Raw genomic sequence first — 26443 nt, 5'->3', positions numbered from 1 at the left:
ATGAATCACATTCACACCACTCACAACGACATCGAGAAAATCCCGGTCACGGTGCTGACGGGCTTTCTGGGCGCAGGCAAGACCACGCTGCTCAACTACATCTTGCGCGAGAAGCATGGCCGCAAGATCGCGGTGATAGAAAACGAGTTCGGCGAGATCGGTATCGACGGCGGGCTTGGGCTCGAATCGACGGAAGAGATCTACGAAATGACCAACGGTTGCGTGTGCTGCGGGGGCGCGGTGCGCGAGGATCTGGTGCGCATCGTGCGCATGCTGGTGGAACGGCCGGATCGGCTCGATCACATCATCGTGGAAACGAGCGGACTCGCCGATCCGTATCCCGTTGCGCAAACGTTCTTTCTCGACGATCCGATTGCGAAACAGGTGACGCTGGATGCTGTCGTCACGATGGTCGATGCAAAGCATATCGCGGCGCATCTGGATGACCTCGTGCTGGATGGCCGCGACAATCAGGCGGTGGATCAGATCGTTTGTGCGGATCGCATTGTCATCAACAAGGTGGATCTCGCTTCACGTGAAGAAATCGACTCGCTGACGCAGCGTATCCGCGGACTGAACGCGACAGCAGAACTCGTCGAATCGAGTTATGCACAAGTGGACCTCGACAGGATTCTCGGTGTGGGCGCGAACGAGTTTTCACAGATTCTGGTGGAGACCGATGGCTTGCATGTCGAGCACCACGATCATGAGCCTGTGCATGAGGCAAACCACGCAGAACATCACGAACACGATCACGAACACGACGATCATCAACACGACCCGAGCGTGTCCTCCGTCGGCATCGAAACAGAAGCCGACATCGACCTCGACGCACTGCAAGCGTGGCTGACCGAACTGCGTGCATCCGACGCGGCCTCGCTGTTCCGCATGAAAGGCATTCTCGCTGTGCAAGGGCAGTCGCACCGCTACGTGCTGCAGGGCGTGCACAACGTCATCGAATTGCGTGCGGCGCAACCGTGGGGAAGTGAGCCGCGTTCCAGCCGCATCGTATTCATCGGACGCGATCTCGACCGCGCTGCACTGACCGAACGCTTCCATGCCTGTCTCGCCGTCCCCGTGACAGCTTGACGGGAGATCCGGCCGGAGGCATTCCGGCCGCACATCATAAAAGTACCTCGCGTACATGGAGACACATCATGAACACCGCCATACATCCCGTCGATCGCATTCTGCCGAAGCGCCAGATGATCACGCTCGGCCTGCAACACATGCTGGTGGCTTATATCGGCGCAATTGCCGTGCCGCTGATCGTTGCTTCGGCCCTCAAGATGTCGCCCGCTGATACGACCGTGCTCATCAGTACGGCGCTGTTCTGCTCGGGCATCTCGACGATTCTCCAGACCGTCGGCGTGTGGAAGTTCGGCGTGCGTCTGCCGATCCTGCAAGGCGTGGCGTTCAGCAGCGTCGGGCCGGTAATTGCCATCGGCACGAGTCCCGGCGTCGGCTTTGCGGGTGTATGCGGCGCCGTGATCGGCGCGGGCTTGTTCACGATGTTCGCCGCGCCGCTGGTCGGGCGATTGCGCCGGTTCTTTCCGCCAGTGGTGACAGGTTGCATCGTCACCGTGATCGGGTTGCAGCTGTTTCCCGTTGCCTATCAATGGGCCGGTGGCGGTGAGGCTGCACAACAGCAGTTTGGCGCTTTGCCGTTTCTCAGCGTGACGCTGTTCGTCGCGCTCATCATTCTCGCGATCAACCGCTTCGCCAATGCGTTCCTGCGCAATCTCTCCGTGTTGATCGGCTTGATCGCGGGTGGCACGCTTGCGTGCCTGCTCGGCATGGGCAACTTCTCGAACGTCGCACAAGCGCCGTGGTTCACGATGCCGCTGCCGTTTCACTTCGGTACGCCCGTGTTCTCCGTAGTCCCCGTCCTGACGATGATTGTCGTCATGGTGGTGCAGATGGTCGAATCGATGGGCCTGTTCGTTGCGATCGGCGATATCGTCGCCAAGGATGTCAGCGAGGAAGACGTCGTGCGCGGCATGCGCGCGAATGGACTTGCCAGCGCGATTGCAGGCATGTTCGCGGCGTTTCCGTTTATCGCGTTCATGGAGAACGTCGGCCTCGTCATCCTGACGGGCGTGCGCAGCCGCTGGGTGGTCGCCATTAGTGGCGTACTGATGTGCGTCGTGGCGCTGGTGCCGAAGATCGGCGCAGTAGTCGCGTCAACGCCTGCGGCGGCGCTCGGCGGTGCTGGCATCGCCATGTTTGGCGTGGTGGTCGCAGCCGGCGTGCAGACGCTCGCCAAAGTCGACTTCGAACGCAACCGCTACAACGTGCTGATCGTCGGATTCACCATTGCTACTGCGCTGATTCCCGTGATGGCGCCTCAGGTCTTCAAGCACATGCCCGACTGGACGCAGCCGTTCCTGCATAGCGGCGTGGTGCTGGCGTGCCTCGTATCTGTCGTGTTGAATGCCGTGCTCAACGGTGCGCATGAAGAAGACGTGGTTTCGACACACAACATGGTGCGGGAGTAGGCAGAACATGCCTTTCTCACGCCTACAAGACACAATATCGATAAGGATGTCGAATCATGAGCACGCAAACGGAATCATTGCTGATCAAGAATCCTCTCGCCGTCATGAGCGGGCTGCGCGGCGATCGCGCCCGTCTCGGTCGAGTCGATCTGCGCATTCGTCATGGACGCATTGAAGCCATCGCGCCGGATCTCACGCCGCACGCCGACGAGCGCGTGATCGACGCGCGCTCGTGTGTCGTCTATCCGGGCTGGGTGAACACGCATCATCATCTGTTTCAGAACCTGCTCAAGGCGGTACCTTCTGGCATCAATGCTGACTTGCAGGAATGGCTGGCGGCCGTGCCGTATCCACGGCTCGCGCGCTTTACGCCGGAACTTGCGCGTACAGCTGCGCGGCTGGGGATCGCCGAGTTGTTGCTGTCCGGCGTGACGACCTGTGCGGACCATCACTATCTGTATCACGCGCAAGGTGGCACCGAAACCGGCGATCTTCTGTTCGAAGAAGCCGCGTCGTTCGGCATGCGCTTCGTGTTGTGCCGTGGTGGCGCGTTGCAGGCAGCGGGAGACCATCCTGGCTTTTCGAAAGTCGCACTCAAGCCGGAATCGCTCGACCAGATGCTTGCCGACATCGAACGCCTCAAGGCGCGTTATCACGATGCCGATGCAGCCTCCATGCGCCGCGTCGTGGTTGCGCCAACCACCCCCACTTTCTCGCTGCCACCCGAACTTCTGCCTGAAGTCGCGCGAGCGGCCCGGCGCATGGGTCTGCGTCTACACACGCATCTGTCCGAGACCACGCGCTATGTCGATTTCTGCAAGGAACGCTACAACAGGCTACCCGTGGAATTCGTTGCGGATCACGAGTGGCTCGGACCCGATGTGTGGTTCGCGCATCTCGTGCACCTGCAATCGAGTGAAATTGCCTTGCTCGCGCAGAGCGGCAGCGGTTGCGCGCATTGTCCCGTCAGCAATGCACGGCTTGGTAGCGGCATCGCACCCGCACCGCAGATGGCCGCTGCAGGCGTGCCGGTGTCGCTCGCAGTAGATGGCGTCGCGTCCAACGAATCGGGCAGCATGACGAACGAGGCGCATTTTGCCTGGCTCGTGCATCGCGCGGCGCAAGGTGCGTCGGCGACCACGGTCGATGAGATCATCCATTGGGGCAGCGCGGGCGGCGCGGGCGTGCTCGGCCTCGACGCCGTCGGAACACTGGAGGTAGGTAAGGCCGCGGACCTTGTGCTGTACGACGTCAGCGATCTGCGCTTCAACGGCTTCCACGATCTCGCCGTGGCACCCGTGACGGCGGGAGAGCCGGCACGGGTTCGCTATAACGTAGTGAATGGTCGTGTGGTAGTGGATAACGGCGTCATCCAGGGCCTCGACCTCGATGCGCTTCGTCACGAAGCCGCTGAAGGCGTCAAGCTGCTACTCGCCGATTGAATCGCCGCGTCAGATCGTGCGTTCATACGCCCAGCGGAGATTGCCGGGCAGGTCAAGCAGGTCGGCTTCCTGAAGCAGCACAGCAAGCCGACCTGTCCTTCAACAACGCGCTATTAGCGATTGATCTGCTGGATACCTGCAAGACGCCACGCGCGGTCGTTCTGTGCGTTCTGCACCAGGTTCCAGACTTCCTCGAACGGCTGGGCAGTCTGCGCATCGTCCTCACGCATCTGACCGAAGAAGCGCACGCTGACCATCGTTTCATCGGCGTTGCGTTCCGTGCCGAGCACTTCGGCATCGAGTTGCGTCACGTCCGTCACGCCTGGCTTGCCGTCAGGGCCTTCCATATCCTGCTTGAGGCGCATGAACATCTCGTGCGTCGTCATCTCGAACAGATCGCCCTGATCGTTCCGGTCCCATGCGCCCTGAAGGCGCATGAACAGCGTCTTCGCCGATGCCAGAAAGGCAGCCTGGTCGGTGCCCAACGCCTGGCCCGGAGGCATCATGGAGCCTGCTACTCCCGTCGCACCGGTTGATGCGGCTGCGCCATTCCTGAACATCGCGTCGGGCCGCGCCTGGCCGAACTGGTTGAAGAACGATGAGCCATTATTCTGCTGCCGGTTCGCGGCGCCATGTCCATACGCCAGATCCGGACGACGTCGGCTGGCGATAAAACGGAACAGCATCACGCCCGCCAGCACCACCAGACCGATCAGCAGCGCATTCGACAGCATTTGCGCCAGCCCTTCGCCGAGTCCAAACGACGACAGCAGCGCCGCGATGCCAAGGCCCGCGGCGAGACCGGCTAACGGACCCATCCAGCGGTTACCCGTCGCGGCAGCAGCGGGCGGCGTGGCCTGTTGCGCCGGCTGCGCCTGCTGGCTGCGCTGCGTTTGCCCGGACGGCGATACCGTTTGCGACTGCCGCCCGATGCTTTGACTGCCGCCCACCCGCTTCGCTTCGGCATCGTTCGATGCCACGGCGCCGAGCGCAAGCAGACCCGCGAGACCGAGCGCCGCGGTCCCGCGCGTCACCGCGCCAGCGGCACGGCGAAGTCGATTGACGAATTGCGTGAACATATAAAACCTCTCAAGTGGTAAGCCAGACACTGCCTCGATCGCGCGCCAAAATGCGCGCGACTATCATTACGAACGGTAATATTTTCAGGTCATCAGTTTTGTGCCTATTGCGTCTGCACGCTATGGCGGGCGGCCTGAAAACCGTTGCCATAGATGTAATGTTCCAGTTGCCGGATGGTGTGTTCCTGTTCGGCAATCTGGTTCTGGATCAGATCGCCGATCGACACCATGCCGATCACCTGCCCCGCCGTAATCACCGGCAGATAACGGATGTGATGTGCCGTCATCAGCGCCATGCATTCGTCGGTGGTGTGTTGCGGGCCGACGTAGTGCACTTCCGTGGACATGATGTCGCGCACCGCTGTATCCCTTGATGAGCGGTCCATCAGCACGATTTTTCGTGCGTAGTCGCGCTCCGTGACGATGCCCGCGAGGCGCCCATGCTCCGCAACGATCAATGCGCCCACCTGCCGGTACGCCATGATCGCAATCGCGTCGTAGACCGACGACGATGCCTGCGCGTACCAGACTGTCTGCGAAACTTTTGAACGAAGAAATTGCGCAACCGATGCCATAAGTCACCCGTGTCCGTTGTCGACGACCGCCTGATGGCGGCTACGTCCGAGGCTTCAATCTATCTGAACGCGACCAAATCGAAAAATCGTATTTTTATTGCCAATCAATCGAAAAAACCGTAGGGTTGGCCGATCAATGGAGCGGGCATGAACTTCAAACATCTGCATTACTTCTGGGTCGCGGCGCATGCGGGCGCGATCGTCCGCGCGGGCGAGCAGTTGCATATCTCGCCGCAAACGCTCAGTGGCCAGATCAAGCTGCTGGAGGAAGCGCTGGACAGAAAACTGTTCAGAAAGAGCGGACGCAACATCGAACTGACCGATGCGGGCCGGCTGGTGCTCGATTACGCCGACGAAATTTTCTCGTTGGGGTCGGAGCTCGAAAGCGCCGTGCGGCGCGAAGGCGAATCCGGCGCGCAAACGCGGTTTCGGGTCGGAATCGCGGATTCAGTGCCGAAGGCGATCGCGTATCGCCTGCTGGAACCCGCGCTGAGCGCTTCCGTCCCTGTGCGCATGATCTGTCACGAAGGCAAGCTGCATGCGCTGCTTGCGCAACTGGCGGTGCACCGCCTCGATCTGATCATCGCCGACGCCCCCATTCCCGCCGACGTCAACATCAAGGCGTTCAATCACCTGCTCGGCCGTTCGACATTGGGCTGCTTCGGCGCACAAACACTCGTCAAAACAGACAAGCAGCGCTTCCCGTTGCTGCTCGGCCAACTGCCCGTGCTGCTGCCCGGCACGGAGTCGGCCGTGCGCCGCAAGCTGGACCACTGGCGCGCGTCGCATGCCATTTCGCCTCGCATCGTGGGCGAATTCGATGACGGCGCAATGGCCCTGGCGTTCGGGCGTGAAGGCCGCGGGCTGCTGTTTGCACCCACTGTGCTCGAAAGCCAGTTAAAAGCCGAGCACAAGCTGACGATGGTTGGGCAGATCAAGACGATCGTCGAAGAGTTCTTTGCGATTTCGATCGAGCGCCACATCAGTCATCCTGCCGTCGCGACGATCATGAACGCGGCACGAAGCGAACTGTTCAGCGATTAGGCCCGATGCACACGGCGGCCATTCCGTCGGCACGTTCTGCGTCGCTTTGTTAAGCTGCCAATGACACTTTCGCAATTGGAGACACGGGATGCCCGATCAGCCTGAATTCGTGCCGCCCAAGGTATGGACCTGGGACAAAGACAGCGGCGGCCGCTTCGCCAGTATCAATCGCCCGGTTTCAGGACCGACGCATGTCAAGGAACTGCCGGTCGGCAAGCATCCCCTGCAACTCTATTCGCTTGCAACTCCGAACGGCGTGAAGGTCACCGTGATGCTGGAGGAACTCCTCGCGGCGGGCCACGTCGATGCCGAATACGATGCGTGGCTCATCCGGATCTCAGACGGAGATCAGTTCGGAAGCGGTTTTGTCGAAGCCAATCCAAATTCGAAAATTCCAGCACTCGTCGATCGCAGCGGCGCCGAGCCCGTGCGCGTTTTTGAATCGGGCGCCATTCTGCTGTACCTGGCAGAGAAATTCGGTGCATTCATTCCGCGCGATCCGTCACAACGTGCCGAATGTCTATCGTGGTTGTTCTGGCAAATGGGCAGCGCCCCTTATCTCGGCGGCGGTTTCGGTCATTTCTACGCCTATGCGCCGACCAAAATGGAATATCCGATCAACCGCTTTGCGATGGAAACAAAGCGCCAGCTGGATGTGCTCGACAAGCGGCTTGCAGAGAATCGGTTCCTGGCAGGCGACCAGTACACGATTGCCGACATCGCCGTCTGGCCCTGGTACGGCGGCCTCGTAAAGGGATGGCTCTACGATGCAGCCGAATTCCTGTCCGTGCATGAGTACAAGCACGTTCAGCGATGGGCCGATGAAATTTTCCAACGGCCAGCGGTTAAGCGCGGCCGCATGGTCAATCGCGCCTTCGGCGATCCGGCAGGCCAGTTGCACGAGCGTCACGACGCGAGTGACTTCGAAACCCGCACGGAAGACAAGCGGACAGAAGCTTCATAGAAAGCCGACTGAAATCCACGGCACAGCGGCAATCAGTACGAGTCCAATGCCCAGTGCCACCATATACGCGATGATCGGTCGCATGCCCTCTTCGGGATTCACGCGATTGATCGCGCATGCCGTGTAGTAGCCCACACCGAATGGCGGCGCGAACAACCCCATGCCCATCGCGAGAATCGCGATCATTGCGTAGTGGACGGGATGCACGCCCACTGCGCTCGCAATCGGAAACAGCAGCGGGCCAAATAGCACGATGGCGGGAATGCCCTCCAGCAGACTGCCGAGCACGACGAACAACACCATCGACGCCGCGATAAACGTCAGCTTGCCTCCCGGCAATTGTGCAAACAGATCGGCGAGCGCATCCGAGAAGCCCGATTGCGTGAGGCACCACGCCATGCTCGTGGCCGCTCCGATGATCAGCAGAATCGCGCCCGATAGCGCCGCCGTTCCGACCAGAATCGGCCATACGCGCCGCACATCGAAACGTCGATAGATGAACAGGCCGGCGAGTATCGAATAGACGATGCCGATGGTCGAGACTTCCGTCGCCGTTGCCACGCCTTCCACGACGGCAAAGCGGATCACGAACGGCAATGCGAGCGCCGGCAACGCGATCCAGAAACTACGCAGCGTTTCGCCCTTCCGTGGCCGTGCCTGGCTCGCCTCGCTGCTATGCCGGTGACGCCACCAGACCACCACGCACAGCATCAGTCCCACTACCAGGCCCGGCAGCAGCCCGCCTGTAAACAGCGCGCCGATCGACACGTTCGTCACCGAGCCGAGAATGATCAGCACCAGACTCGGCGGGATGGTTTCGGTTTGTGCAGCCGTCGCGGACAGCAACGCGACGAATTCACCTGGCCGGGTGCCACGTTCACGCATCTCCGGATACAGAACGGGCGCAAGCGCGGCCATATCGGCGGATTTCGAGCCCGAGATGCCCGACACCAGATACATCGCGCCGACGAGCACATACGAAAGGCCGCCCGGCACATGCCCGAGCAGATTGGCGAGAAACGCAACCAGCGCCTTTGCCAGCCCGGTCATCTCCATCAGCATGCCGAGAATCACGAAGAGCGGCACGGCGAGCAATACGATCTGCGACATGCCCTGATCCATGCGGCTTGCCATGACCAGCAGCGGCAGATGTGTGGCGATAGCCAGATAACCGAACGACGCGAGACTGAACGAAAACGCAATCGGCACGCCGGAAAACACGCACAACGCAACCACGCCCACGAAAAAGATCACGAGGTTCCAGTGACCGAGATCGAGCAGTACGGGCTGCAATGCATACAGTCCCAGACCGACGGCAAATGTCAGCGCTAGCGCTGCCAGCACAGGCCGCCAGTGTTCGACACGCGCGAGTTGAAACAATGAACTGGCGATCATCAGACCGACGCCGACAGGCATCGCAGCCGCTCGCCATGCATTCGAAATGTTGAGCGCGGGATCGGTCAGATTCGATTCATCGATCACATAGTCGACTGTCGCGCCGCACACGAGCAGCAGAAAAGCGAGCGGCGCCACCACCGATAGCGCCTGCCAGTATGGCTGCCATCGCGGCGACGCCGCCCGCACGAACGCGCCCATGCGCATGTGCTCGTTACGCTGGAAAGCGATCACGGCGCCCATCATCGCGAGCCACAGAAACAGCAGCGACGCGAGCGAATCGGACCAAACCAGCGAATCGCGGAATACATAGCGCGAGATCACACCGATCAGCAACAGCACGATTTCTGCCGCGACGAGCAGGCCCGCAAGCGTTTCCGTCAGGAGCACGAGCGCGCGTTCGAGTCCTGCGAACAGGTGCTGGATTTTCGGGTGATTACCGACGAGCACAATACGCATGGTTCACCCCAACGGACCCGTGTATTTCTCGAGCAACGTCCACGCCTGCGGACCGAACTTCTCGCGCCACTCCGTGTAATAGCCGGCTTGCTTCAGCTTGTTACGGAACTGGTCGCGGTCGGGATTGATGAAGGGGATGCCTGCCTTGGTCATCTCATCCGGCACGGCCGCGTCCACCTTAACCATGTCGTCGCGTTGCTGCAGCGCGGACTTCGTGAACTCTTCGCTGATCACCTGTTGCAGGTCTTTCGGTATCGAGCCCCACATGCGCGAATTGCCGAGGATCCAGTAGCCGTCCCACATGTGATTGGTCGTGCTCATGTACTTCTGGATTTCGTAGAGCCGCATCGCGTAGAGCAACGACGGGTAATTCTCCGCACCATCGACAACCTTCGTTTGCAAGGCCGTGTACAACTCGTTGATGCTGATCGGCGTCGGGCTCGCGCCGAGCGCCTTGAATTGCGACACCCACATCGGACTGATCGGCACGCGGATCTTGAACCCGACAAGATCGTCGGGCGTCTTGATCGGCTTGTTGCTGATGATCTGCCGCCAGCCACCCTGCATCATGGTCGGAATCGCGAAGAGACCGACTTTTTCCATCTGGCCGCGCAGATACACGCCGACGTCGCCATCCATTGCCTTGAAAGCCGCCGGCGTGTCTTTCAGTCCGTACGCGAGGCCGGGCAGTGCGCACGCGGGCACCAGCGGCACCGCGAGTTGCGACGACGACAAAAAGAAATCAAGCGATCCGCTATGCACCTGGTTCAGCATGTCGCTGCCAAGCTGGCTGTTCGGAAACAGATTCATTTCGACCCGGCCATTGGTGCGCGTCTTCACGCGCTCGCACGCCTCCTTGATGCGGACGTTCATCGCATACGCGGGTGGCGTATCGCTGCCGATCTTGATGCGGTACTCGGCAGCGTGCGCATAACGCGCAACGAGTGGCGCGGCAAGCAGTGCCACACCGCTTTTTAGAACCAGACGACGAGCTGGCTTTTCCATGATCTGTCTCCTCCTCCATTCGGCCGGATGATCCGGCGCTGCAACCTGTCTCCACCTTCTTGCCGTTGTGATTGCTTTGGCTTGTTGTGTTGAAGCGTGTCCGTAGCGTGCCATACACGCTATGGCACGGCGTCGAGCGGCTCCATGCTTTGCGTGGCATCGCCAGTCTCGACGCTTTGGCCGCTGCGGAATGCGCGGTGCACGGCATCGAGCGTGCGCATCAGACGAATGCCTTCCGCCGCGCTCACCGAGCGGTTCGGCTTGCCCGCGATAGCCAGTGCGAACTCGCGGAATTGACGCTGGAACTCCACGGCCTCGTCGAGATAGTGGCGGCGTTCGTCGTCGCCTTGCGCTACCAGCGTTTCGCCGTTGAAGGTCAGATGTGTATCGTTATCCACGACGGCCGTACCGCGCTCGTAGACCAGCACCTTGCGGTTCTCGACCGGCTGCTGGTTGAACGACAGATGCACCGATGCGATCCGCCCCTGCGGATACGCAAGCAACATCATCGCTTCGTCTTCGCCCGCCCAGAAGGCGTTGCGTCTGACCGCTTCGGCATGCACACGCAGCGGGTCGTCCTGCATCACCATCTGCACGAAATCGAGGACATGCGGCCCATTTAGCGCAACGACCAGACCGCTCGCCTTGTCCGCATCGCGCCACCACGGCGCCTGCGCATCGGGCCAATAAACGCCCAGGCTGACCTGCGCCGAAATCAGCTTGCCGAAATCGGAGGCGTGATCGGCCAGATAACGGATCGCACGAAAATGCCGCCGGCATTGCGCGACGGCCAGCACAACGCCCGCTTCGCGCGCGGCATCGGCCATGGCGTGGGCCTGATCGGCGGTGTCGGCCATCGGCTTTTCGACGAGCACATGCTTGCCCGCGCGCGCAGCCTTGATCGCCACGCTCGCATGAAGATGATTCGGCAGGCACAGAATCACGGCTTCGACATCGCTGCGTGCGAGGGCTGCGTCGACGTCATCGAGCGCATGCTGTGCGCCATAGCGTTGCTTTGCCTGAGTCGCGAGCGACATATCGCTGTCGACGGCGGCCACCAGCGTCGCCAGTTCGGGTTGCGTGGCAACGGCAGCCAGATGCGAGCGCGAGATGCGTCCGCAGCCGATTACCGCGATGCCGGGCACCTGTTGTCCTCCTTGCTCGATCGTCATGCGTGTCTCCTTACGCCTGTGTTCGTTCACTCGCGCGTTATCGCCTTGAATTTGCGCGTCTGTTCCGTCAATGCGATCTCCGTCGGCAAGCGCTCCATCGAACTCGCGCCATAAAAACCGTGGCACGACGGCGCCTCGCGCAACACGAATGCGGCATCGTCCGGACTGGCGATCGGGCCGCCATGACACAGCACGATCACATCGCGGCGCACCTTCATTGCGGCCTGCGCCCATGCTTCGATGCGCGCCGGGCAGTCGGCGAGCGTCAGCGCCGTCTGTGCGCCGATAGCGCCGCCCGTGGTCAATCCCATGTGCGCGACGATGATGTCGGCGCCCGCTTCGGTCATCGCGACGGCTTCGTCGGCACTAAACACGTATGGCGTAGTCAGCAGATCGCGTTCGCGCGCAAGGCGGATCATCTCCACTTCGAGCATGTAGCTCATGCCCGTTTCTTCGAGGTTCTGCCTGAACACGCCGTCGATCAGACCCACGGTCGGAAAGTTCTGCACGCCGGAGAAACCCATGCGCGCCAGGTCATCGAGCAGCACGCCCATATCGACGAACGGATCGGTGCCATTGACGCCCGCGAGCACGGGCGTGTGCTTCACGACGGGCAACACTTCACGCGCCATATCCTTGACGATCTCATTCGCGTTGCCATATGCGAGCAGGCCCGCCAGCGAACCGCGCCCGGCCATCCGGTAACGGCCCGAGTTGTAGATCACGATCAGATCGATGCCGCCCGCTTCCTCGCATTTCGCGGACAGACCCGTTCCCGCGCCGCCGCCGACAATCGGCTCGCGTCGCGCAATCATCTCGCGATAACGGCTCAGCAATGCAGTGCGTTCAAAGCGTGGCATGCGTGGTTCACCTCGTAGCGTGGTGCGATGCGGACGCACGTTCACCCGCATCGCACGCATCACGATAGGCGGCGACGAGTGCATCGGCGAAAGCAGCGTCGTTGATATGCAGCGGCAGGCGTTGCAGTCGGCGCTGCGTCGTTTGCACCAGCGTCGCTTCGATCGCATCGAAAAGCGCCCGGTCGGCTTCGGGATCGTAGAACGCCCCGCCTTCGATATCGATCGCCGAGACGCCGCGCTCAGGAATCAGAAAACGCACAGGACCGTCGCACCGGTTCAGCCGCTGCGCAATCCATTCGCCGATACGACGGCATTCATCGACCGTCGTGCGCATCAGCGTGACCTGCGGATTGTGGCAATACAACAGCCGGTTCGTGTATTGCGGCGGCACGCAATCGCGGGCGCCGAAGTTCACCATGTCGAGCGCGCCGCACGACGCGACATACGGCACGCGCGTCCGCGCGATCGCACCGAAGCGGTCTTCCAGACACGGAAACACGCCGCCTGCGAGAAAGTCGGCGACTTCTGTAGTGGTCAGATCGATCGCGCCGTCGATCATGCCGCTGTCGATGAGCTTTTCCATCGACTGTCCACCCACGCCTGTTGCATGGAACACGAGGCACTCCGCCTCGTTATCGAGCCGCTCGCGCAGCAGATCGACGCAGCGCGTCGTGACGCCGAACATCGTGATGCCGATCACGGGTTTGCCGCGAGCGACGCGCGTCGAGGATTGCGAAAGCGCGGCATGTACGACCATGCCTGCCATCGCGTGCGCCGCGTTTCCAAGCACCACGCGGCTGATGCGGTTGAGTCCCGCGATATCGACCACCGAATACATCAGCGCGATATCGCTCGCGCCGACATAGGGCGCGACGTTGCCCGACACCACCGTCGAAACCATCAACTTCGGCACGCCAACCGGCAAGACGCGCATCGCGTGCGTGACGAGCGCCGTGTTGCCGGAACCACCCACGCCGAGCATGCCGCCCACGTCGTCGCGCGCGGCGATGAACGCGGAGAGCGCCTGCTCCATCGCGGCGATGGCAGCGCCACGCTCGCCGCTTTCGTAAATCGCACGCGCGCCTTCTGGATGGAAGGCAGCGACCGTGTCGGCGCTGATGTCCGGCGTCACATGCTCGCGCGGCCCAGCCAGCGTGCCGACATCGACGAGACACACGGGCACGCCATCGTCACGCAGACATTGCCGCACGAAGCCCAGTTCCGCCCCTTTCGTATCGCAGGTTCCGACGACATACACCGTTCTCATGATGCCCTCGCCAGTCGCTTTCGATCATCAGATGGTCAACACGCCGCCGTTCACGTCGATCGTTGCCCCTGTGATGTAGCGGGCGCGATCGGACAACAAAAACACGGCGACATCGGCGAGGTCTTCGGCTGTCGTGAAGCGCCCGAGCGGAATTCCCGCCAGCTGACGTTCGCGATCTTCGGGTGTGAGCAGCCCCGCAACGCGCTCGCCTTCAGTCGTACCTGGCGCCACTGCATTGACACGTACGCCGCCCGCGCCAAACTCCTTCGCAAAGTGGCGCGTCAGTCCCAGCACGCCCGCCTTGGCGGACGTATAGGGCGAACCGAGCGCTGGACTCGTCTGGCGTCCCGCGAGCGAACTGAAGTTGAGAATCGCGCCTGCGTGCTTGCGCAGCATCGACGGAATCGCGGCCTGGCAGCACAGAAACGTGCCTTTCAGGTTCGAATCCATCACCATGTCGTACTCGTCTTCCGTGATGTTCAACGTCGGGACCAGCGGCGCATAGCCGCCCGCGCAGTTGACCAGCAGATCGGCACCGCCCGCCTCTTCATCGACGCGTGCAAAAAAGGCCTTCACGTCTTGCGCCGAGCGCACGTCGAGCGTCGCGGGGCGCGCGCCCTCGCCGAGCTGGTTGGCGGCTTGCGTCGAGCGTTCGCCATCGAGATCGGGCACATAGACCGTCGCGCCCTCCGCGAGCAGATAGCTTGCGATAACAAAGCCGATGCCCCGGCCCGCGCCCGTGACCACAGCCACTTTTCCGCTGCACGTGTCCATCTGTTGCGTCTCCCGTTTGAGATGACAGTTACCGAGCGATGTTGCGCACGCGCGGCTAGTCGAGTACCACGCCGCCGTCCACCATCAATGTTTCGCCGTAGACGAACGAAGCTTCGTCCGAGAGCAGAAACAGCACACCGGCAGCGATTTCTTCGGGCTTCGCGAAGCGCCCCATCAGCACCGAGTTTTCGACGGTCGCGTGTTCTTCCGGCGTCATGCCATCGTGCATGCCTGTCCAGATAGGACCGGGACACAGACAGTTGACGCGAATCGCGCCGCGATGGCTGGCAAGCTCGCGTGCCAGCGAACGCGTCAGCGACACGACGCCGCCCTTCGATGCGCCGTAAGCCGAGGTCGACAGTCTTCCTGCGCCGCGTTTGGCCGTATCGGATGCGATCGTCACGATGCGGCCGCGCCGCTGCTGCACCATGGTTCGCAGCGCATGCTGCACGCACAGGAACGTGCCGCGCAGATTGATGTTCATGACGCGGTCCCATTCGTCGACGGTCATGTCGAGCACGCGCGTCTTGTTCGTGATGCCGCCACAGGTGACGATACCGTCGAGTGGCAGATCGTCGGCCGACAGACCGGCGAACGCTTCGCCTATCGACGCGTCCGAGCCAAGATCGGCAACGATGGAGTGACACGCCGCCCCTAGCCGTATAGCCTCGGCCTGCGTTTGCTCCAGCCCTTCGTAGTTCGCGTCGATGCATACGGTCGATACGCCGTGCGTTGCCAGACCCAGCGTCACAGCACGGCCAAGACCGCCCGCCGCGCCCGTCACCATCACCCGATGCAGATCGAAGTTCATGCGGCGGCTCCCGTAGTGGTTCGAACCTCGGCGCGAAACAGTGCCGTTGCCGTCTTTGCAGCGGTCGAGGCGACTGTTAGCGGGTCGTCTTTCGCGTAGGCGGGATTGAACAGCTCGACCGTCCACCAGCCCTCATAACCCTTCGCCACGAGTGCGTCGACAATCTGCTGCACGTGCGCAGCGCCCGTGCCGGGATAGACGCGATCGGCCAGCATGTCGAGTTGCTCGCGCGGCTTGTCGAGCGCATCGGCCAGTTGCACGTTGAAGATCGACGCGATGGGCACAGCCGCGAGGTCCGCGAGTTGCGAACGCCCTTGATGAAACAGAAACGTATCGATCAGCAGGCCGCCGTTGTTGCGTGCCGCACGTCGTACGAGATTGGCGCCGCTCGCCAGCGTGGAAATCTGCGGCGCGGTGCCCATGAATTCGAGGCACAAGCGCACACCATACGGATGCGCGATGTCGCACAGTGCGGCGAATTCTTCGGCCGCGACATCGAGATCGCCAGACTCACGTAGCGCCGGTACAGCCGTGACGTTCGCGCATTCGAATTGCTCGCAGTGAGCGAGAAACGCATCCAGGCGTTCACGCAGGCGCGCGGGTTCCTCATCATCGCCGCCGCTGCGTTGCCTGCGGCTCACCAGCGGCACACCGCCGTGGTATTGCCATTCGGCAAGAAACGCCGCTTCGGCAATCTGAAGACCGTATGTATCGAGCCACCGCTTGACCTCTGCAACCGAACCGCCTTGTGCGAGATAACGTTCGAACTGGTCGTAACGCAGCCCGATTCCGGTAAATCCTGCACGCGCGGTCATCTCGAACGCCTGTTCGAAGGTGCACTGCGCCAGCGTGACGGGACTCAATCCCAGACGACGACTGTTCGTGTCGACAGACGATCTCGCGCTCATTCCAGCGCTCCCTGCGCCTTGAGCGCGAGTCGCGCACGGCGCGCCGCTTGCTGCGAGGCGGTGCTCTGCACTGCGCGCTTCGGCAGCACGATCTGGTTCGTCAGCAGGCGTGTCGGCAAACGCACGATGTCGCCCGGCGTATGTGTCCGTTCGATCAGGCCGAGCAGCGTGCGCACGGCGAGTCGGCCAATCTGATTCGTATCCTGCGCGATGACGGGCATCGGCGGATCGACGAGGCGCGCCCACGGCACGTCGTCGAAACAGATCACATCGACATCTTCGTTGCGGCGCAAACCGAGTTCGCGCATCGCCAGCAATACGCCTTCGGCAATCGTATTGCTGGTCGCGAAGAGTGCGCTGGGACGGTCGGCGCTGTCGAGCAATTCCAATGCGCAAGTGCAGGCCGTGTCGGCTTTCAGGCCCGCGAAGCGGATCCATTCGCGCCGCACAGGCACCCGCGCTTCCTTCAACGCGGCCTTGAAGCCGTCGATCCGCTCGCGCGACGTCATCAGCCCGCGCGATCCGGACAATGCGCCGATGCGCGTATGACCGCGCTCCAGCAGATACTGCACGGCGAGCCGCGCGCCGCCTTCGTTGTCGCTGAGCACGCCGCTGCAGACTGCGTCGTCGATCATCCGGTTGATCGCAACGAGTGGGAACCGTTCGGGAAGATCGCGGCTCAGATAGCTGTGCTCGCCTTCCGCCGGCGCGACGATCAGACCATCGACGCGGCGCTCCATCAGGCCCGTTACGACCTCGCGTTCGCATTCGAGATTTTCGTTGCTGTTCGCGAGAATGACGGAGTAATGATTGAGTGCCGCTTCCGCCTGCACGCCACCCACGACTTCCGCGAAAAACAGGTTGGCGACATCCGACATCACAAGGCCAAGCGTACGCGAACGGTTCGTACGCAAACTTCCCGCCACGCGGTTCACACGAAATCCGAGTTGCTGCGCTGCAGCCATGACGAGATCGCGGGTCTCGGGACTCACGCGTTCCGACCCATTCATGACACGCGAGACGGTCTGGTAGGAAACCCCTGCCAGCTTGCCGACATCCTTGAGCGTGGGCGCACGACCGCTTTCGTCAGATTTCATTTTCACCGCGCATGTGATCGTTCACATGGTTTTGACTATAGGCGACTACGTTGCGAAGTAAACCTGTTTGTGCGAACGTTCACATGCTTCGCGGGTAAACCTGATATACGCCTTGCTCACTGCGAATCGAGGTCGGGAAAGGACCATGAGAGACGGAACCAATGCGCTTGCAACTGTCGACAACCCGTGGCTTTCGCTCGGTGCGCCGGTTGTTTTTCTGCTGCTGTGGTCGGCAGGTTTTCCCGTTGCGAAAATCGGGCTGCGGTATGCATCGCCACTCACCTTTCTTGCCATACGGTTCGCATTCACGGTTGGGTTCCTTGGTATCGCGTTCGCTATCCGCCGTCCACCGCTGCCACGTTCTGCGCACGCATGGCGTTCGCTGATCGTGGTCGGTTTTCTCGTGCAGGTGATGTACTTCGGCCTCAGCTATCTCGCGATGACGGCAGGGATTGCGAGTTCCGTGCTTGCGCTGATTGTCTCGTTGCAACCGATTCTTGTCGGCGTGCTTGCACCGCGTCTGATAGGTGAACGTGTGGGCGCGCGACGCTGGATAGGGCTATTGCTCGGGCTGGTTGGCGCCGCTGGTGTGCTCTTCGCGCGTGGCCGCATGCAGGTCGATTCTGCTGGTCCTGTCTTGATGGCGATCGGCGCGTTGATCGGTATTACCGCTGCGATGCTCTACGAAAAGCGTTATGGCGTTGCACAAGATCCCGTGACGGCAAACCTCGTACAGTACGCGGTCGGCTTCATATTCTGCGCGCCGATGGCGGCACTGTTCGAACATACGCACGTCGAATGGAACGCGACCTTTGCTTCGATGCTCGCGTATCTCGTGATCTGTAATTCGCTGATCGCAATCACGCTGCTGCTCGCAATGACACGTGCCGGTAAGGTGTCGCAGGTCGCGTCGCTATTTCTGTTCGTGCCGCCCGGTGCCGCGTTGATGAGTTATGTGTTTCTGGGCGAGGTGCTGCCCTCGCTTGCGTGGTGGTCAATGGGTATTGCGATGCTGGGTGTCGGCATCGCTGCACGGGCGCCGTCGAAGGATCTCCCCGTTGCAGCATCGCGCAGGCCGTAATTCAAAGCTAACTTCCGGACAGGATACTTGCACCATCGGAAGCAATCACCTACCGCAACAAGGACCTTTCAATGAAACGCAACGTGTTGATTTCCGGTGCAGGCGTCACTGGTTTGGCGCTGGCATTCTGGCTCGATCGTGCCGGCTTCGCCGTCACGATCGTCGAACGGTCGGGTAGCTTTCGTCAGGGTGGCCAGGCGGTCGACATTCGTTTTGTCGCGCTGGATGTCGTTAGCGCAATGGGTCTGCGGGAGGCTGTCACTGAAAAGCGTACCCGCCTCAAGGGCATGTCGATGCTCGATGCGAACGGACACGAGGTGCAGCGAACGGTCGAACGAACGTACAGCGCGGGTCGTCTCGATAGCGAGGACATTGAAATCTTCCGTGATGACCTGTGCGAGATTTTGCAGAACGCGCTGGGGAATCGTGTCGGGTTCATTTATAACGACAGCATCCGCTCGATCGATGAGCATAGCGACGGGGTGAATATCGAATTCGCAAGCGGTTCGACAAGCCGCTTTGATCTGCTGATCGGAGCGGACGGTATCTATTCGAACGTACGCAAGCAGGTGTTCGACGCCGAGTCCGAGGTTGTCTTTCCGTTGGGTGTCGTGCTGGCGCTATTCTCGACGCCCAATATCATCGATCTGACAGACTGGCAGATTGGTCACCGCGTCGAAGCATTCGGCTATGTGATCTATCCGAGCCTCGACCAGAAGGAACTACGCATCGGCGTCGGATTCGAGGCACCGCAACCGCCGTTGACGCGAGGCGATATCGAAGGGCAGAAGCGCCTTGTCGCCGAGCATTGTGTTCATCTGCAAGGCGATTTCCCGCGCTTTATCAAGGCAATGACGACGGCCCGGCAGTTCTACTACAACGAACTCGCGCAAATTCACATGCCGGCCTGGTCGAAGGGCCGGGTCGTACTGGCGGGCGATGCTGCATATTGCGCGTCGCCGTTCTCCGGGCAGGGCACGAGCCTGGGACTCGTCGGTGCTTTCGTGCTGGCGCATGAACTGGCGCAATCTTCCGGCGACGTGACTGCGGCTTTCGCTGGGTATGAAAACCGTATGCGGCCTTACGTCGATCTGAATCAGGCGCTGGTGGACCCGGAACGCGAGGGCCCGGTACCGGATGCGTTGATGGATGCGGCGAAGAATGGCATTGACCTGACGGACCTTCTCAAGGAATCCATCTGAGCGTGTCAGACGGATTCTCATGGTGTTGTTCAGCTCAGAACGGCGCGTCGATATCCACGACATCGTCATGATCGATCATTGCCTCGCCGAATATCATCTGTCGTCGGACTTACGGACGGAAACCGTCGAAAGTAAGGCGGCCACCCGGTCCATTTTTGTTCGATCAACTGCGCGGGCACACATCATTCCGGGATTATTTGTCAAGGCACATATCGACAACACAGCTTGATCGTGGCAAAAACACAAACCGTATTTTTTGCTCGGAACAGTCCGCAAACGATTGCTTATACTCTGTGCACCTCGTTGTTTAAAGCGCATGGTATGCCGCAGGAATGGCTCGTCTATCTTCAGCGATTCAGCTGGAACTCTCCGATTGCGCTAGCGTTGGCGTCCAGCGCGATCGGCTCCATTGTCACGCTCGCGTGGATCTCCGCGAGAGATATGAGTGACCGCAGGTCGCTACGACGCGCTACGGCGCTGGAACTGGCGTCGTCGTTAGAGAGTTACGCGCGGACATGCCGGACGATGATGCATAAAGCTGCCTGGGCGGCGGCCGTGCCCGCCGGCTCGATGAGCCGCGAAGCGATCAGGACCGTGTCCATCGCGGCCTTTGCCTATCCGGACAGGCTTCGATGGGACGTGCTGCGTCGCAAGGCGGTTTCCGAACTGCGCGAGTATCCGGCCACCGTGCACGCGACGCGGGAATACGCGGAGGCGTACCGGGAATTTGCCGAACCCACCGACCTCTGCGCGCTGGTCGAATTCGAAAGCGCGAAGGCAGCCATGGCTGCACTAGCCCTTGCCAGAACCACGCGCCGTCGGCACGGTGTGGCGACGTGGAAACCCGGTGCGAAGGATTCGGCCATCGAACGTGAACTGTCCGATTTCATCGAGAACGCCGAGGAAAAGCGCAAGGCATCGCTCCACCGCCGGGCAGAGTCGATGACGGATCGGCGAGCTGACACACCGGAGTTCAAACAGGCATTGAGCGCCTGACGTCATCCACAACGGGTGGCGGCGGGGTGTGCTTCCGTCTGCTCCATTCGCTTATGGGATGTGCAGTCGGCCAGCGTCCTGGTCAACTCACTGCTGCTTCGAATACCCCTTCCTTAACCTAACTTGACTCAGCTCAGTTCGTGAAGTATCTGCCGCTTCACTGCGGCAACATTCTTCGGCTGCTTCAGGCTTTCATAAATGCCGATCACGCGCCCCGACGTCGAACCCAGCAAGGGCAGAACCGTCAACGATTTTTCCTGATCCCACGCGACCTGCTTTAATTGCGGAATGATCGAAATGCCGACGTTTTGCCGCACGAGATCCATGATCGTTCCGATCGCATTGACTTCCAGTATTTCCCTCGGTTTGACATGGATTTTTTGCAGGATCCGTTCGATCTCGCGGCCAATTCCTGTTGAACGGTCGTATCGGATGAATGGCTGGGAATCGAGCAAGCCTTCTGCACTCGCGTTACGCGAAGCGACCTTGCTGTTGGCGAGCATGATCAGCGGTTCGACGTAGAGCGGAGTCCACACGCCGGGCCGATCATGGCTGCTGTCTCTTTGTTCGACCACGGCCGCGTCGACTTCACCCGCCTTGACGCGTTCGCACAGATCCAGATCGTGCCCAAGAAGAAGCTTGAGTTCGAGCGCCGGGTGCTGCTCCTTGAGGTTCAACGCAGCCTTGCAGAGAAAACCCGTCGCGGAGACGATCGCACCCACCGTCACCGTTCCCGTCAATTCTGACGTATCCGGCCGCGCACGCAGCATGTCCTCGTAAATCGACACCATTTTCCGCGCGTGCGGCACGAGCGCCCGGCCCGCCGCCGTCATCTGGCTTCCCCGCCCGGACCGTTCGAACAGCGGCCGACGCAGTTCGGCTTCGAGCGCGCGCATCTGCTGCCCGACGGCCGCCTGAGTCAGCCGCACATGGTCTGCCGCGGCGGACATCGAACCGTACTTCTCGACAGCGAGAAACGTACGAAGAAAGCGGATTGTGCTCATCGAATCTTTCTCGCTATGACGGCGACAGACTCAAGACTAATACTAAACATTTCGTTTAGTATCGGCCAAACAAAAAATAGCTTGTTTTTCGCCACTCATGTGCGAAATTCGTTAACGGAGTGAAAGCAGAAAAATGCGGGGCGTGTGTGGCATCGAAACTATAACCGTCAGCTGCATCAGTTTCAGGATTGGGAGAGACAAATCACTCTGGAGGCACCTGGCCGGCGCAACCGGACCCTTTGAGAGGTGTTCATGTCAACCCGTGAAGAGTTTGCGCACCATTCGACGTGCTCGCGAGAGACACCGGTTCGCACAGTGCGCGCGCGCCCGATCATCCTGTCCGTGGTGGGAAGCAGCCTGGAGTGGTTCGACTTCCTCTGCTACATCTTCCTTGCGAAAACGATAGCGGTCGTCTTTTTCCCGGTCCACAACGAAGCCGCGGGCCTGTCGCTCACGTTTGCGACGTTCGCGATCGGTATTGTTGCAAGGCCTTTGGGCGGCGTTATCTTCGCCTTGTACGCGGACCGGCTCGGCCGGCTCCGGATCCTGTCACTGCTGATGATCCTGATGGGCGTCGGAACCGGACTTCTAGGCTTGTGCCCGTCATATAACGAAGTGGGACTGATCGCTCCCATCGTCATGATCGTTGCACGGATTATTCAAGGCGTTGCGGTTGGCGCGCAGTTTGGCGTTTCCTCAGCGATCATCGTCGAGAGCGCCCCAGCGGAAAGACGGATGTTCTATGGAAGTTTCAACATGTCGGCTCAAGCATTGTCGGCCGTGCTTGCTGCCACATGCAGCTATTTCCTCGTCACTTGCCTTTCCGATGACGCATTGCGAAGTTGGGGATGGCGATTGCCGTTTCTGGCAGGTTCCATTATCGGCCCGTTGGGCGTCGTGCTGAAATACCGTTCCTCACAGATAAGCCCGGACGAGCCGACACAACATCGACAAGTAACCGCAGACCGATCGATATGGAAAGAGTGGACTAGCTTCGTCAGGTTGAATACCGGCAGCATCGTTTGCGCGATCGGAGTCATCACAGTCGCCACTGCATCGAATTATCTCTGGGCTATTTATATGCCCGCATACGTCGAATTGAATCTGAGCCTTCCAATGTCGGCGGCAATGCTCGGCGTGATTCTCTCTCAGGCGTTGAATGCAGTTCTTTTTCCCGTGGCCGGATTGCTCGCCGACCGGTATGGCGCTTATCGAATGTTCTTTCCCGTAGTGGGCGCGTGGGCGCTTTGCGCTTATCCCATGTTTCTGTTTATCGCCGATGCGCCATCGGTTCCCCGGCTTCTGTGTATGCAACTGGTAGCCGGGCTTTTCCAGACCGTTCTTGCGGGCCCACATGCCGGCATGCTGGCCACGCTCTTTCCTCGCAAATCGGGTGCTACGGGTCTTTCGCTGTCTTACAACGTAGCCGTCACGCTGTTCGGTGGCATGGCGCCATTCATCATCAATCTGTTGACGGAATGGACAGGCAACAGACTGGTTGCTCCAACCTATCTCGTCATTGCAGCTGTCTTTTCCACCGCGCTTGCGTATTCGACGCGCGTTGGACGACAGCGCCTGATGGCAGAGCGCGAGCAATCCGACCGACGACAAACGTACTCATGCAAGGGCGCCATGAAGTAGTTTTCGGAAAGACAACGTTGCTCGCTTTGAAGTTCAGGCAACGTATTTCACACATCAACTTGACCGCCTGACAACTACAACCATGAGCTACGTTTCGATTGAATCCAATGCGCCCCGGCACGAGCGAAGAGATGGGTTTTATGTCCTGATTGACGAGCAGCAAACACGTGCCGACGTCGTCCTCGCCCGGCCTCCCACGAATTGCCTGACACCCCGGCAATTCGCGGAGTTGCGTTTGACGTTTGAGCGATTGGATCGCCATCCTGGCGTGCGAGTGATCGTTCTCAGGGCGGAATACAATCCTTTGCTGGACTTCGCAAACGCCGAAGTCGAGACGGAGATCTCAAGCGTCTCGCCTGCCCGTCTGATCTGGGACATCAACGCTCCCCTTCGATGCAGCAAGCCGGTCGTCGCTGCCACTCGCGGCCATTGGTTCGGGACGGGTTTTGCACTGGCGCTTGCTTGCGATCTGCGGATTGTGACCGAAACGACTCAATACGGATTTCCGGTGAGGGAAAACAATTTCCCAGGCGGAACGTTTGGCTGGTCGCAAGCACTTCAAATAGTCGGCAGTGGACGCATGCGCGAAATGTTGATGCGTTCGCGCCTTGTTTCTGGCGTGCAAGCTTTCGAATGGGGGATCGCAACGGATTTTGTCGTGGACAGTGACCTGGAGGAAATGACGGATGCTACCGTTCGTGAACTGCTCGACGCGTCACCATCGGTGCAAAGCACGGTCAAACAGATATTGAATGATCTGGGCGAGGGATTTCGGCCGATTGGGACCGATTCGCCTGATCCATAACTTGCATGACGTAGTGACGATACTGATGATGCCGGTGACGCTCTGACTCACGAACTCTGCGAATCCCCATCAATCGGAATCATCTGGCCAGAAATCGAGCGCCCAGCGGGTGACGCGAGAAATACGACAATAGCCGCGATGTCCCCGCGTTGTTGACGAGCACGTCGAGGCCACCGGGTGCCGCCAGAGCTTCAGCCGTCATGATGTCAACCGACACCTGCGCGCGACCACGAAGCCTCATGTAAGAGACTGCCGTGCTCGTATCGTGCGAGAATCGCGGCATTGACCCCACCGCAGCATGTGCGGAGGCCCGGCGGGACTCTCCCCGTCTGAAGCCGCTCACCGCGCAATCACCCAGTCGAACCAGGCCAGCGATGAATCAGACCTTGAAGCGATTAACCAGCCATGTTCCGGGGCTCGACACGATCATGGGTGGCGGTATGGTCGCCGGGTCTTCGTACATCATCCAGGGCCGCCCCGGCGCCGGGAAGACGATTCTCGCCAACCAGATCGCCTTCGATCAGGTCAGGCAGGGCGGAAAGGTGCTCTACATCACCCTGCTCGCCGAATCGCACGACCGGCTGTTCCAGTCTCTATCGACGCTCAGTTTTTTCGAGCCGGAACGGGTGGGCAACGACATTACCTATCTGAGCCTCTTCCGCACGCTGCGAGTCGATGGTCTCAGCGCGCTCGTCGATGTACTGCGCAACGAACTCGTGCGGCAAGGCTCGTCGATGCTGATACTCGATGGCCTCCTCAACGCACGCGAAAGCAGCCATAACACGCTCGACGTCAAGACCTTCGTGGCTGAACTTCAGGGTCATGCTGCGTTCAGCGGCTGCACGGTGCTGTTCCTGACCAGCGCGCGCATCGACGATTCCAGCCCCGAACACACGATGGTCGACGGCGTGCTGCAACTGCAAGAGGAACTGTTTGGCTCGCGAACCGTGCGACGGATGCGCGTGGCCAAATCGCGCGGCAGCGCCTCGCTAGGCGGCCTTCACCACTATGAGATCAACGATGCGGGCGTCGTGGTTTATCCACGGCTGGAAGCCTTGTATGCACGCCCCTCGAAGCTCGACCTGGCGCCGCAGGAGCGTGTGTCGAGCGGCGTGGACGATCTCGACGCCCGCATCGGCGGCGGACTGCCCGCGAGTTCGGCGACGATCGTGGTCGGCCCCGGCGGCAGCGGCAAGACCAGCTTCGGGCTGAATTTTCTGCGCCTCGCGACACCGGAAAAGCCCGCCCTGCACTTCGGCTTCTATGAAACGCCGGCGCGCCTCGCCAGCAAGGCGCACGCGCTCGGCATCGACATCGACGCGCTGATTGCCAGCGGCGCGCTCACGGTGCTGTGGAATCCGCTGACGGAAAACGTCATCGACAGCCTGGCCTATCATCTGCTCGCTGCCGTCGAGGCACGCCGCATCAGCCGGCTCGTCATCGACGGGCTGGCCGGCTTCGAACGGGCGGCCGTCGACCCGCACCGGCTGATCGAGTTTCTCGCTGCGCTGACCAACCAGCTTCGCTCGATGGACGTCTCGACCGTCTGTGCGTGGGAGACGCGAGAACTGTCGGCGTCGGAGATGAACGCAACGTCGCCCGAAGTGCTCAGCCTGTTCGACAACGTGATCGGCATGCAACTCGACGAGGCGGAGGGCAGCATCTGCCAGGGCATGAAAGTCATAAAGCTTCGCGACAGCGCGTTCACGCCGACGATCACGCGGCTGGTCATTCCAAACGCCATCTCGACCCCGCTGAGCGAGGTCAGAAGAGTGGTGACCGACGATCCGGGCCAGCCATAGCCGCACGGCAACGGCACCTCACGAACGGGACCGCAGCGGACACGAGAATGGGCTAACGGGCATGACCACGATCGTTGTAGTGGATGACGAATCGCTGATAACCGACTTCCTTTCCTTCTTTCTGAAGGCCGAGGGTTATACGGTGCATGCCGCTCGCGACGGACGCTCCGCGCTGGACATGATCGGCTCGATCCTGCCGGACGTCGTGCTGACGGATTTCATGATGCCGGCCATGTCGGGACTGGAACTGGCCCAGGCGCTGAAGAAGGACGCCAGACTGGCGCATATCCCCATCGTTCTCGCGACAGCCGCGCAAGGGTCCGCCGCGAAAGCGCGCCCCGATCTCTTCGCTGTCGTGCTGGACAAGCCTTATCCGCCACCTCGCCTGCTCGATGCGTTAAGCGCGGCGCTCGGACGGCCGAACCAACGGGACGACAGCGGCAGCCGCTGACAATCGGCATGACCTGGCACGCGGCGTGCAAAGCTCCCGGCACCGCTGCCGGGACTGATCGCCTGCTGTGCCTTGCCAATCGAAGTGAACCGACGCACAGCGAAGCACCCG

The 26443-nt window shown here is 60.7% G+C and carries 24 protein-coding genes; 12 read left to right on the top strand and 12 right to left on the bottom strand.

Annotated features, from left to right (window positions below):
• From DK391_RS02235 to DK391_RS02225, 3 genes are all read left to right on the top strand, one after another.
• On the top strand, positions 1-1089 hold the full coding sequence (locus tag DK391_RS02235) for a GTP-binding protein (protein WP_109476343.1): 1089 nt from the start codon (positions 1-3) through the stop codon (positions 1087-1089).
• Between the two features lie 68 nt (positions 1090-1157).
• Entirely contained in the window at positions 1158-2498 is a 1341-nt protein-coding gene (locus tag DK391_RS02230) for a nucleobase:cation symporter-2 family protein (RefSeq protein ID WP_109476342.1), read from the top strand.
• A 56-nt stretch (positions 2499-2554) separates the two neighbouring features.
• A complete protein-coding gene (locus DK391_RS02225) occupies positions 2555-3940 on the top strand; it encodes an amidohydrolase family protein (protein WP_109476341.1) in 1386 nt (461 codons plus the stop codon).
• A 113-nt stretch (positions 3941-4053) separates the two neighbouring features.
• Here the strand turns inward: DK391_RS02225 and DK391_RS02220 are convergent, their stop codons facing one another.
• Positions 4054-5019 carry a TIM44-like domain-containing protein gene (locus tag DK391_RS02220; RefSeq protein WP_109476340.1) on the bottom strand — a complete coding sequence of 322 codons (966 nt, stop codon included), beginning with the start codon at positions 5017-5019 and terminating at the stop codon, positions 4054-4056.
• Positions 5020-5123: 104 nt separating this feature from the next.
• Entirely contained in the window at positions 5124-5594 is a 471-nt protein-coding gene (locus DK391_RS02215; RefSeq protein WP_109476339.1) for a CBS domain-containing protein, read from the bottom strand.
• A gap of 147 nt (positions 5595-5741) precedes the next feature.
• On the opposite strand from DK391_RS02215, the gene nhaR reads away from it, so the two are divergent.
• Both nhaR and yghU read left to right on the top strand, forming a co-directional pair.
• On the top strand, positions 5742-6638 hold the full coding sequence (gene nhaR / locus DK391_RS02210) for a transcriptional activator NhaR (RefSeq protein WP_109476338.1): 897 nt from the start codon (positions 5742-5744) through the stop codon (positions 6636-6638).
• 88 nt (positions 6639-6726) lie between these two features.
• Complete coding sequence (gene yghU, locus DK391_RS02205) at positions 6727-7602, top strand: glutathione-dependent disulfide-bond oxidoreductase (protein WP_109476337.1); 876 nt, start codon at positions 6727-6729, stop codon at positions 7600-7602.
• Here yghU and DK391_RS02200 read toward each other — a convergent pair.
• The 9 genes from DK391_RS02200 to DK391_RS02160 form a co-directional block, all read right to left on the bottom strand.
• Positions 7597-9456, bottom strand: coding sequence for a TRAP transporter large permease subunit (locus tag DK391_RS02200; RefSeq protein ID WP_109476336.1), 1860 nt, complete (start codon positions 9454-9456; stop codon positions 7597-7599). The genes yghU and DK391_RS02200 overlap by 6 nt on opposite strands.
• 3 nt (positions 9457-9459) lie before the next feature.
• Positions 9460-10461: a TRAP transporter substrate-binding protein gene (locus tag DK391_RS02195; protein WP_162600647.1), complete on the bottom strand. Its 1002-nt coding sequence runs from the start codon at positions 10459-10461 to the stop codon at positions 9460-9462.
• Positions 10462-10580: 119 nt separating this feature from the next.
• Positions 10581-11633 carry a Gfo/Idh/MocA family oxidoreductase gene (locus tag DK391_RS02190; protein ID WP_109476334.1) on the bottom strand — a complete coding sequence of 351 codons (1053 nt, stop codon included), beginning with the start codon at positions 11631-11633 and terminating at the stop codon, positions 10581-10583.
• A gap of 26 nt (positions 11634-11659) precedes the next feature.
• Positions 11660-12493: a phosphoenolpyruvate hydrolase family protein gene (locus tag DK391_RS02185; RefSeq protein WP_109476333.1), complete on the bottom strand. Its 834-nt coding sequence runs from the start codon at positions 12491-12493 to the stop codon at positions 11660-11662.
• 7 nt (positions 12494-12500) lie between these two features.
• On the bottom strand, positions 12501-13760 hold the full coding sequence (locus DK391_RS02180; protein WP_109476332.1) for a Tm-1-like ATP-binding domain-containing protein: 1260 nt from the start codon (positions 13758-13760) through the stop codon (positions 12501-12503).
• Positions 13761-13787: 27 nt separating this feature from the next.
• The gene (locus DK391_RS02175; protein WP_109476331.1) at positions 13788-14534 is read right to left on the bottom strand and encodes an SDR family NAD(P)-dependent oxidoreductase; all 747 of its coding nucleotides are present in this window, start codon (positions 14532-14534) and stop codon (positions 13788-13790) included.
• Between the two features lie 55 nt (positions 14535-14589).
• On the bottom strand, positions 14590-15345 hold the full coding sequence (locus tag DK391_RS02170) for an SDR family NAD(P)-dependent oxidoreductase (protein WP_109476330.1): 756 nt from the start codon (positions 15343-15345) through the stop codon (positions 14590-14592).
• The gene (locus tag DK391_RS02165) at positions 15342-16253 is read right to left on the bottom strand and encodes a sugar phosphate isomerase/epimerase family protein (RefSeq protein ID WP_109476329.1); all 912 of its coding nucleotides are present in this window, start codon (positions 16251-16253) and stop codon (positions 15342-15344) included. The genes DK391_RS02170 and DK391_RS02165 overlap by 4 nt, the downstream gene beginning before the upstream one ends.
• A complete protein-coding gene (locus DK391_RS02160; protein WP_109476328.1) occupies positions 16250-17350 on the bottom strand; it encodes a LacI family DNA-binding transcriptional regulator in 1101 nt (366 codons plus the stop codon). The genes DK391_RS02165 and DK391_RS02160 overlap by 4 nt, the downstream gene beginning before the upstream one ends.
• Before the next feature lie 145 nt (positions 17351-17495).
• On the opposite strand from DK391_RS02160, the gene DK391_RS02155 reads away from it, so the two are divergent.
• The 3 genes from DK391_RS02155 (at position 17496) to DK391_RS02140 (ending at position 20629) form a co-directional block, all read left to right on the top strand.
• Complete coding sequence (locus tag DK391_RS02155; RefSeq protein ID WP_109476327.1) at positions 17496-18431, top strand: DMT family transporter; 936 nt, start codon at positions 17496-17498, stop codon at positions 18429-18431.
• Positions 18432-18502: 71 nt separating this feature from the next.
• A complete protein-coding gene (locus DK391_RS02150; protein WP_109476326.1) occupies positions 18503-19633 on the top strand; it encodes an FAD-dependent monooxygenase in 1131 nt (376 codons plus the stop codon).
• 231 nt (positions 19634-19864) lie between these two features.
• The gene (locus tag DK391_RS02140) at positions 19865-20629 is read left to right on the top strand and encodes a hypothetical protein (protein ID WP_239482681.1); all 765 of its coding nucleotides are present in this window, start codon (positions 19865-19867) and stop codon (positions 20627-20629) included.
• 128 nt (positions 20630-20757) lie between these two features.
• Here DK391_RS02140 and DK391_RS02135 read toward each other — a convergent pair whose 3' ends face one another.
• Positions 20758-21633, bottom strand: coding sequence for a LysR family transcriptional regulator (locus DK391_RS02135; protein ID WP_109476323.1), 876 nt, complete (start codon positions 21631-21633; stop codon positions 20758-20760).
• Positions 21634-21885: 252 nt separating this feature from the next.
• Between DK391_RS02135 and DK391_RS02130 the strand changes: the two genes are divergently transcribed.
• The 4 genes from DK391_RS02130 (at position 21886) to DK391_RS02110 (ending at position 26332) form a co-directional block, all read left to right on the top strand.
• The gene (locus DK391_RS02130) at positions 21886-23274 is read left to right on the top strand and encodes an MFS transporter (protein WP_109476322.1); all 1389 of its coding nucleotides are present in this window, start codon (positions 21886-21888) and stop codon (positions 23272-23274) included.
• A gap of 82 nt (positions 23275-23356) precedes the next feature.
• A complete protein-coding gene (locus DK391_RS02125; protein ID WP_109476321.1) occupies positions 23357-24079 on the top strand; it encodes an enoyl-CoA hydratase/isomerase family protein in 723 nt (240 codons plus the stop codon).
• Between the two features lie 386 nt (positions 24080-24465).
• Positions 24466-25881 carry an ATPase domain-containing protein gene (locus DK391_RS02115; RefSeq protein ID WP_239482675.1) on the top strand — a complete coding sequence of 472 codons (1416 nt, stop codon included), beginning with the start codon at positions 24466-24468 and terminating at the stop codon, positions 25879-25881.
• A 61-nt stretch (positions 25882-25942) separates the two neighbouring features.
• Positions 25943-26332: a response regulator gene (locus tag DK391_RS02110; protein ID WP_109476319.1), complete on the top strand. Its 390-nt coding sequence runs from the start codon at positions 25943-25945 to the stop codon at positions 26330-26332.
• Positions 26333-26443 lie beyond the last annotated feature (111 nt).

The sequence above is a fragment of the Paraburkholderia sp. C35 genome, assembly GCF_003121405.1.
Lineage (GTDB): Bacteria > Pseudomonadota > Gammaproteobacteria > Burkholderiales > Burkholderiaceae > Paraburkholderia.
This window is presented reverse-complemented; position numbering and strand designations above follow the sequence as displayed.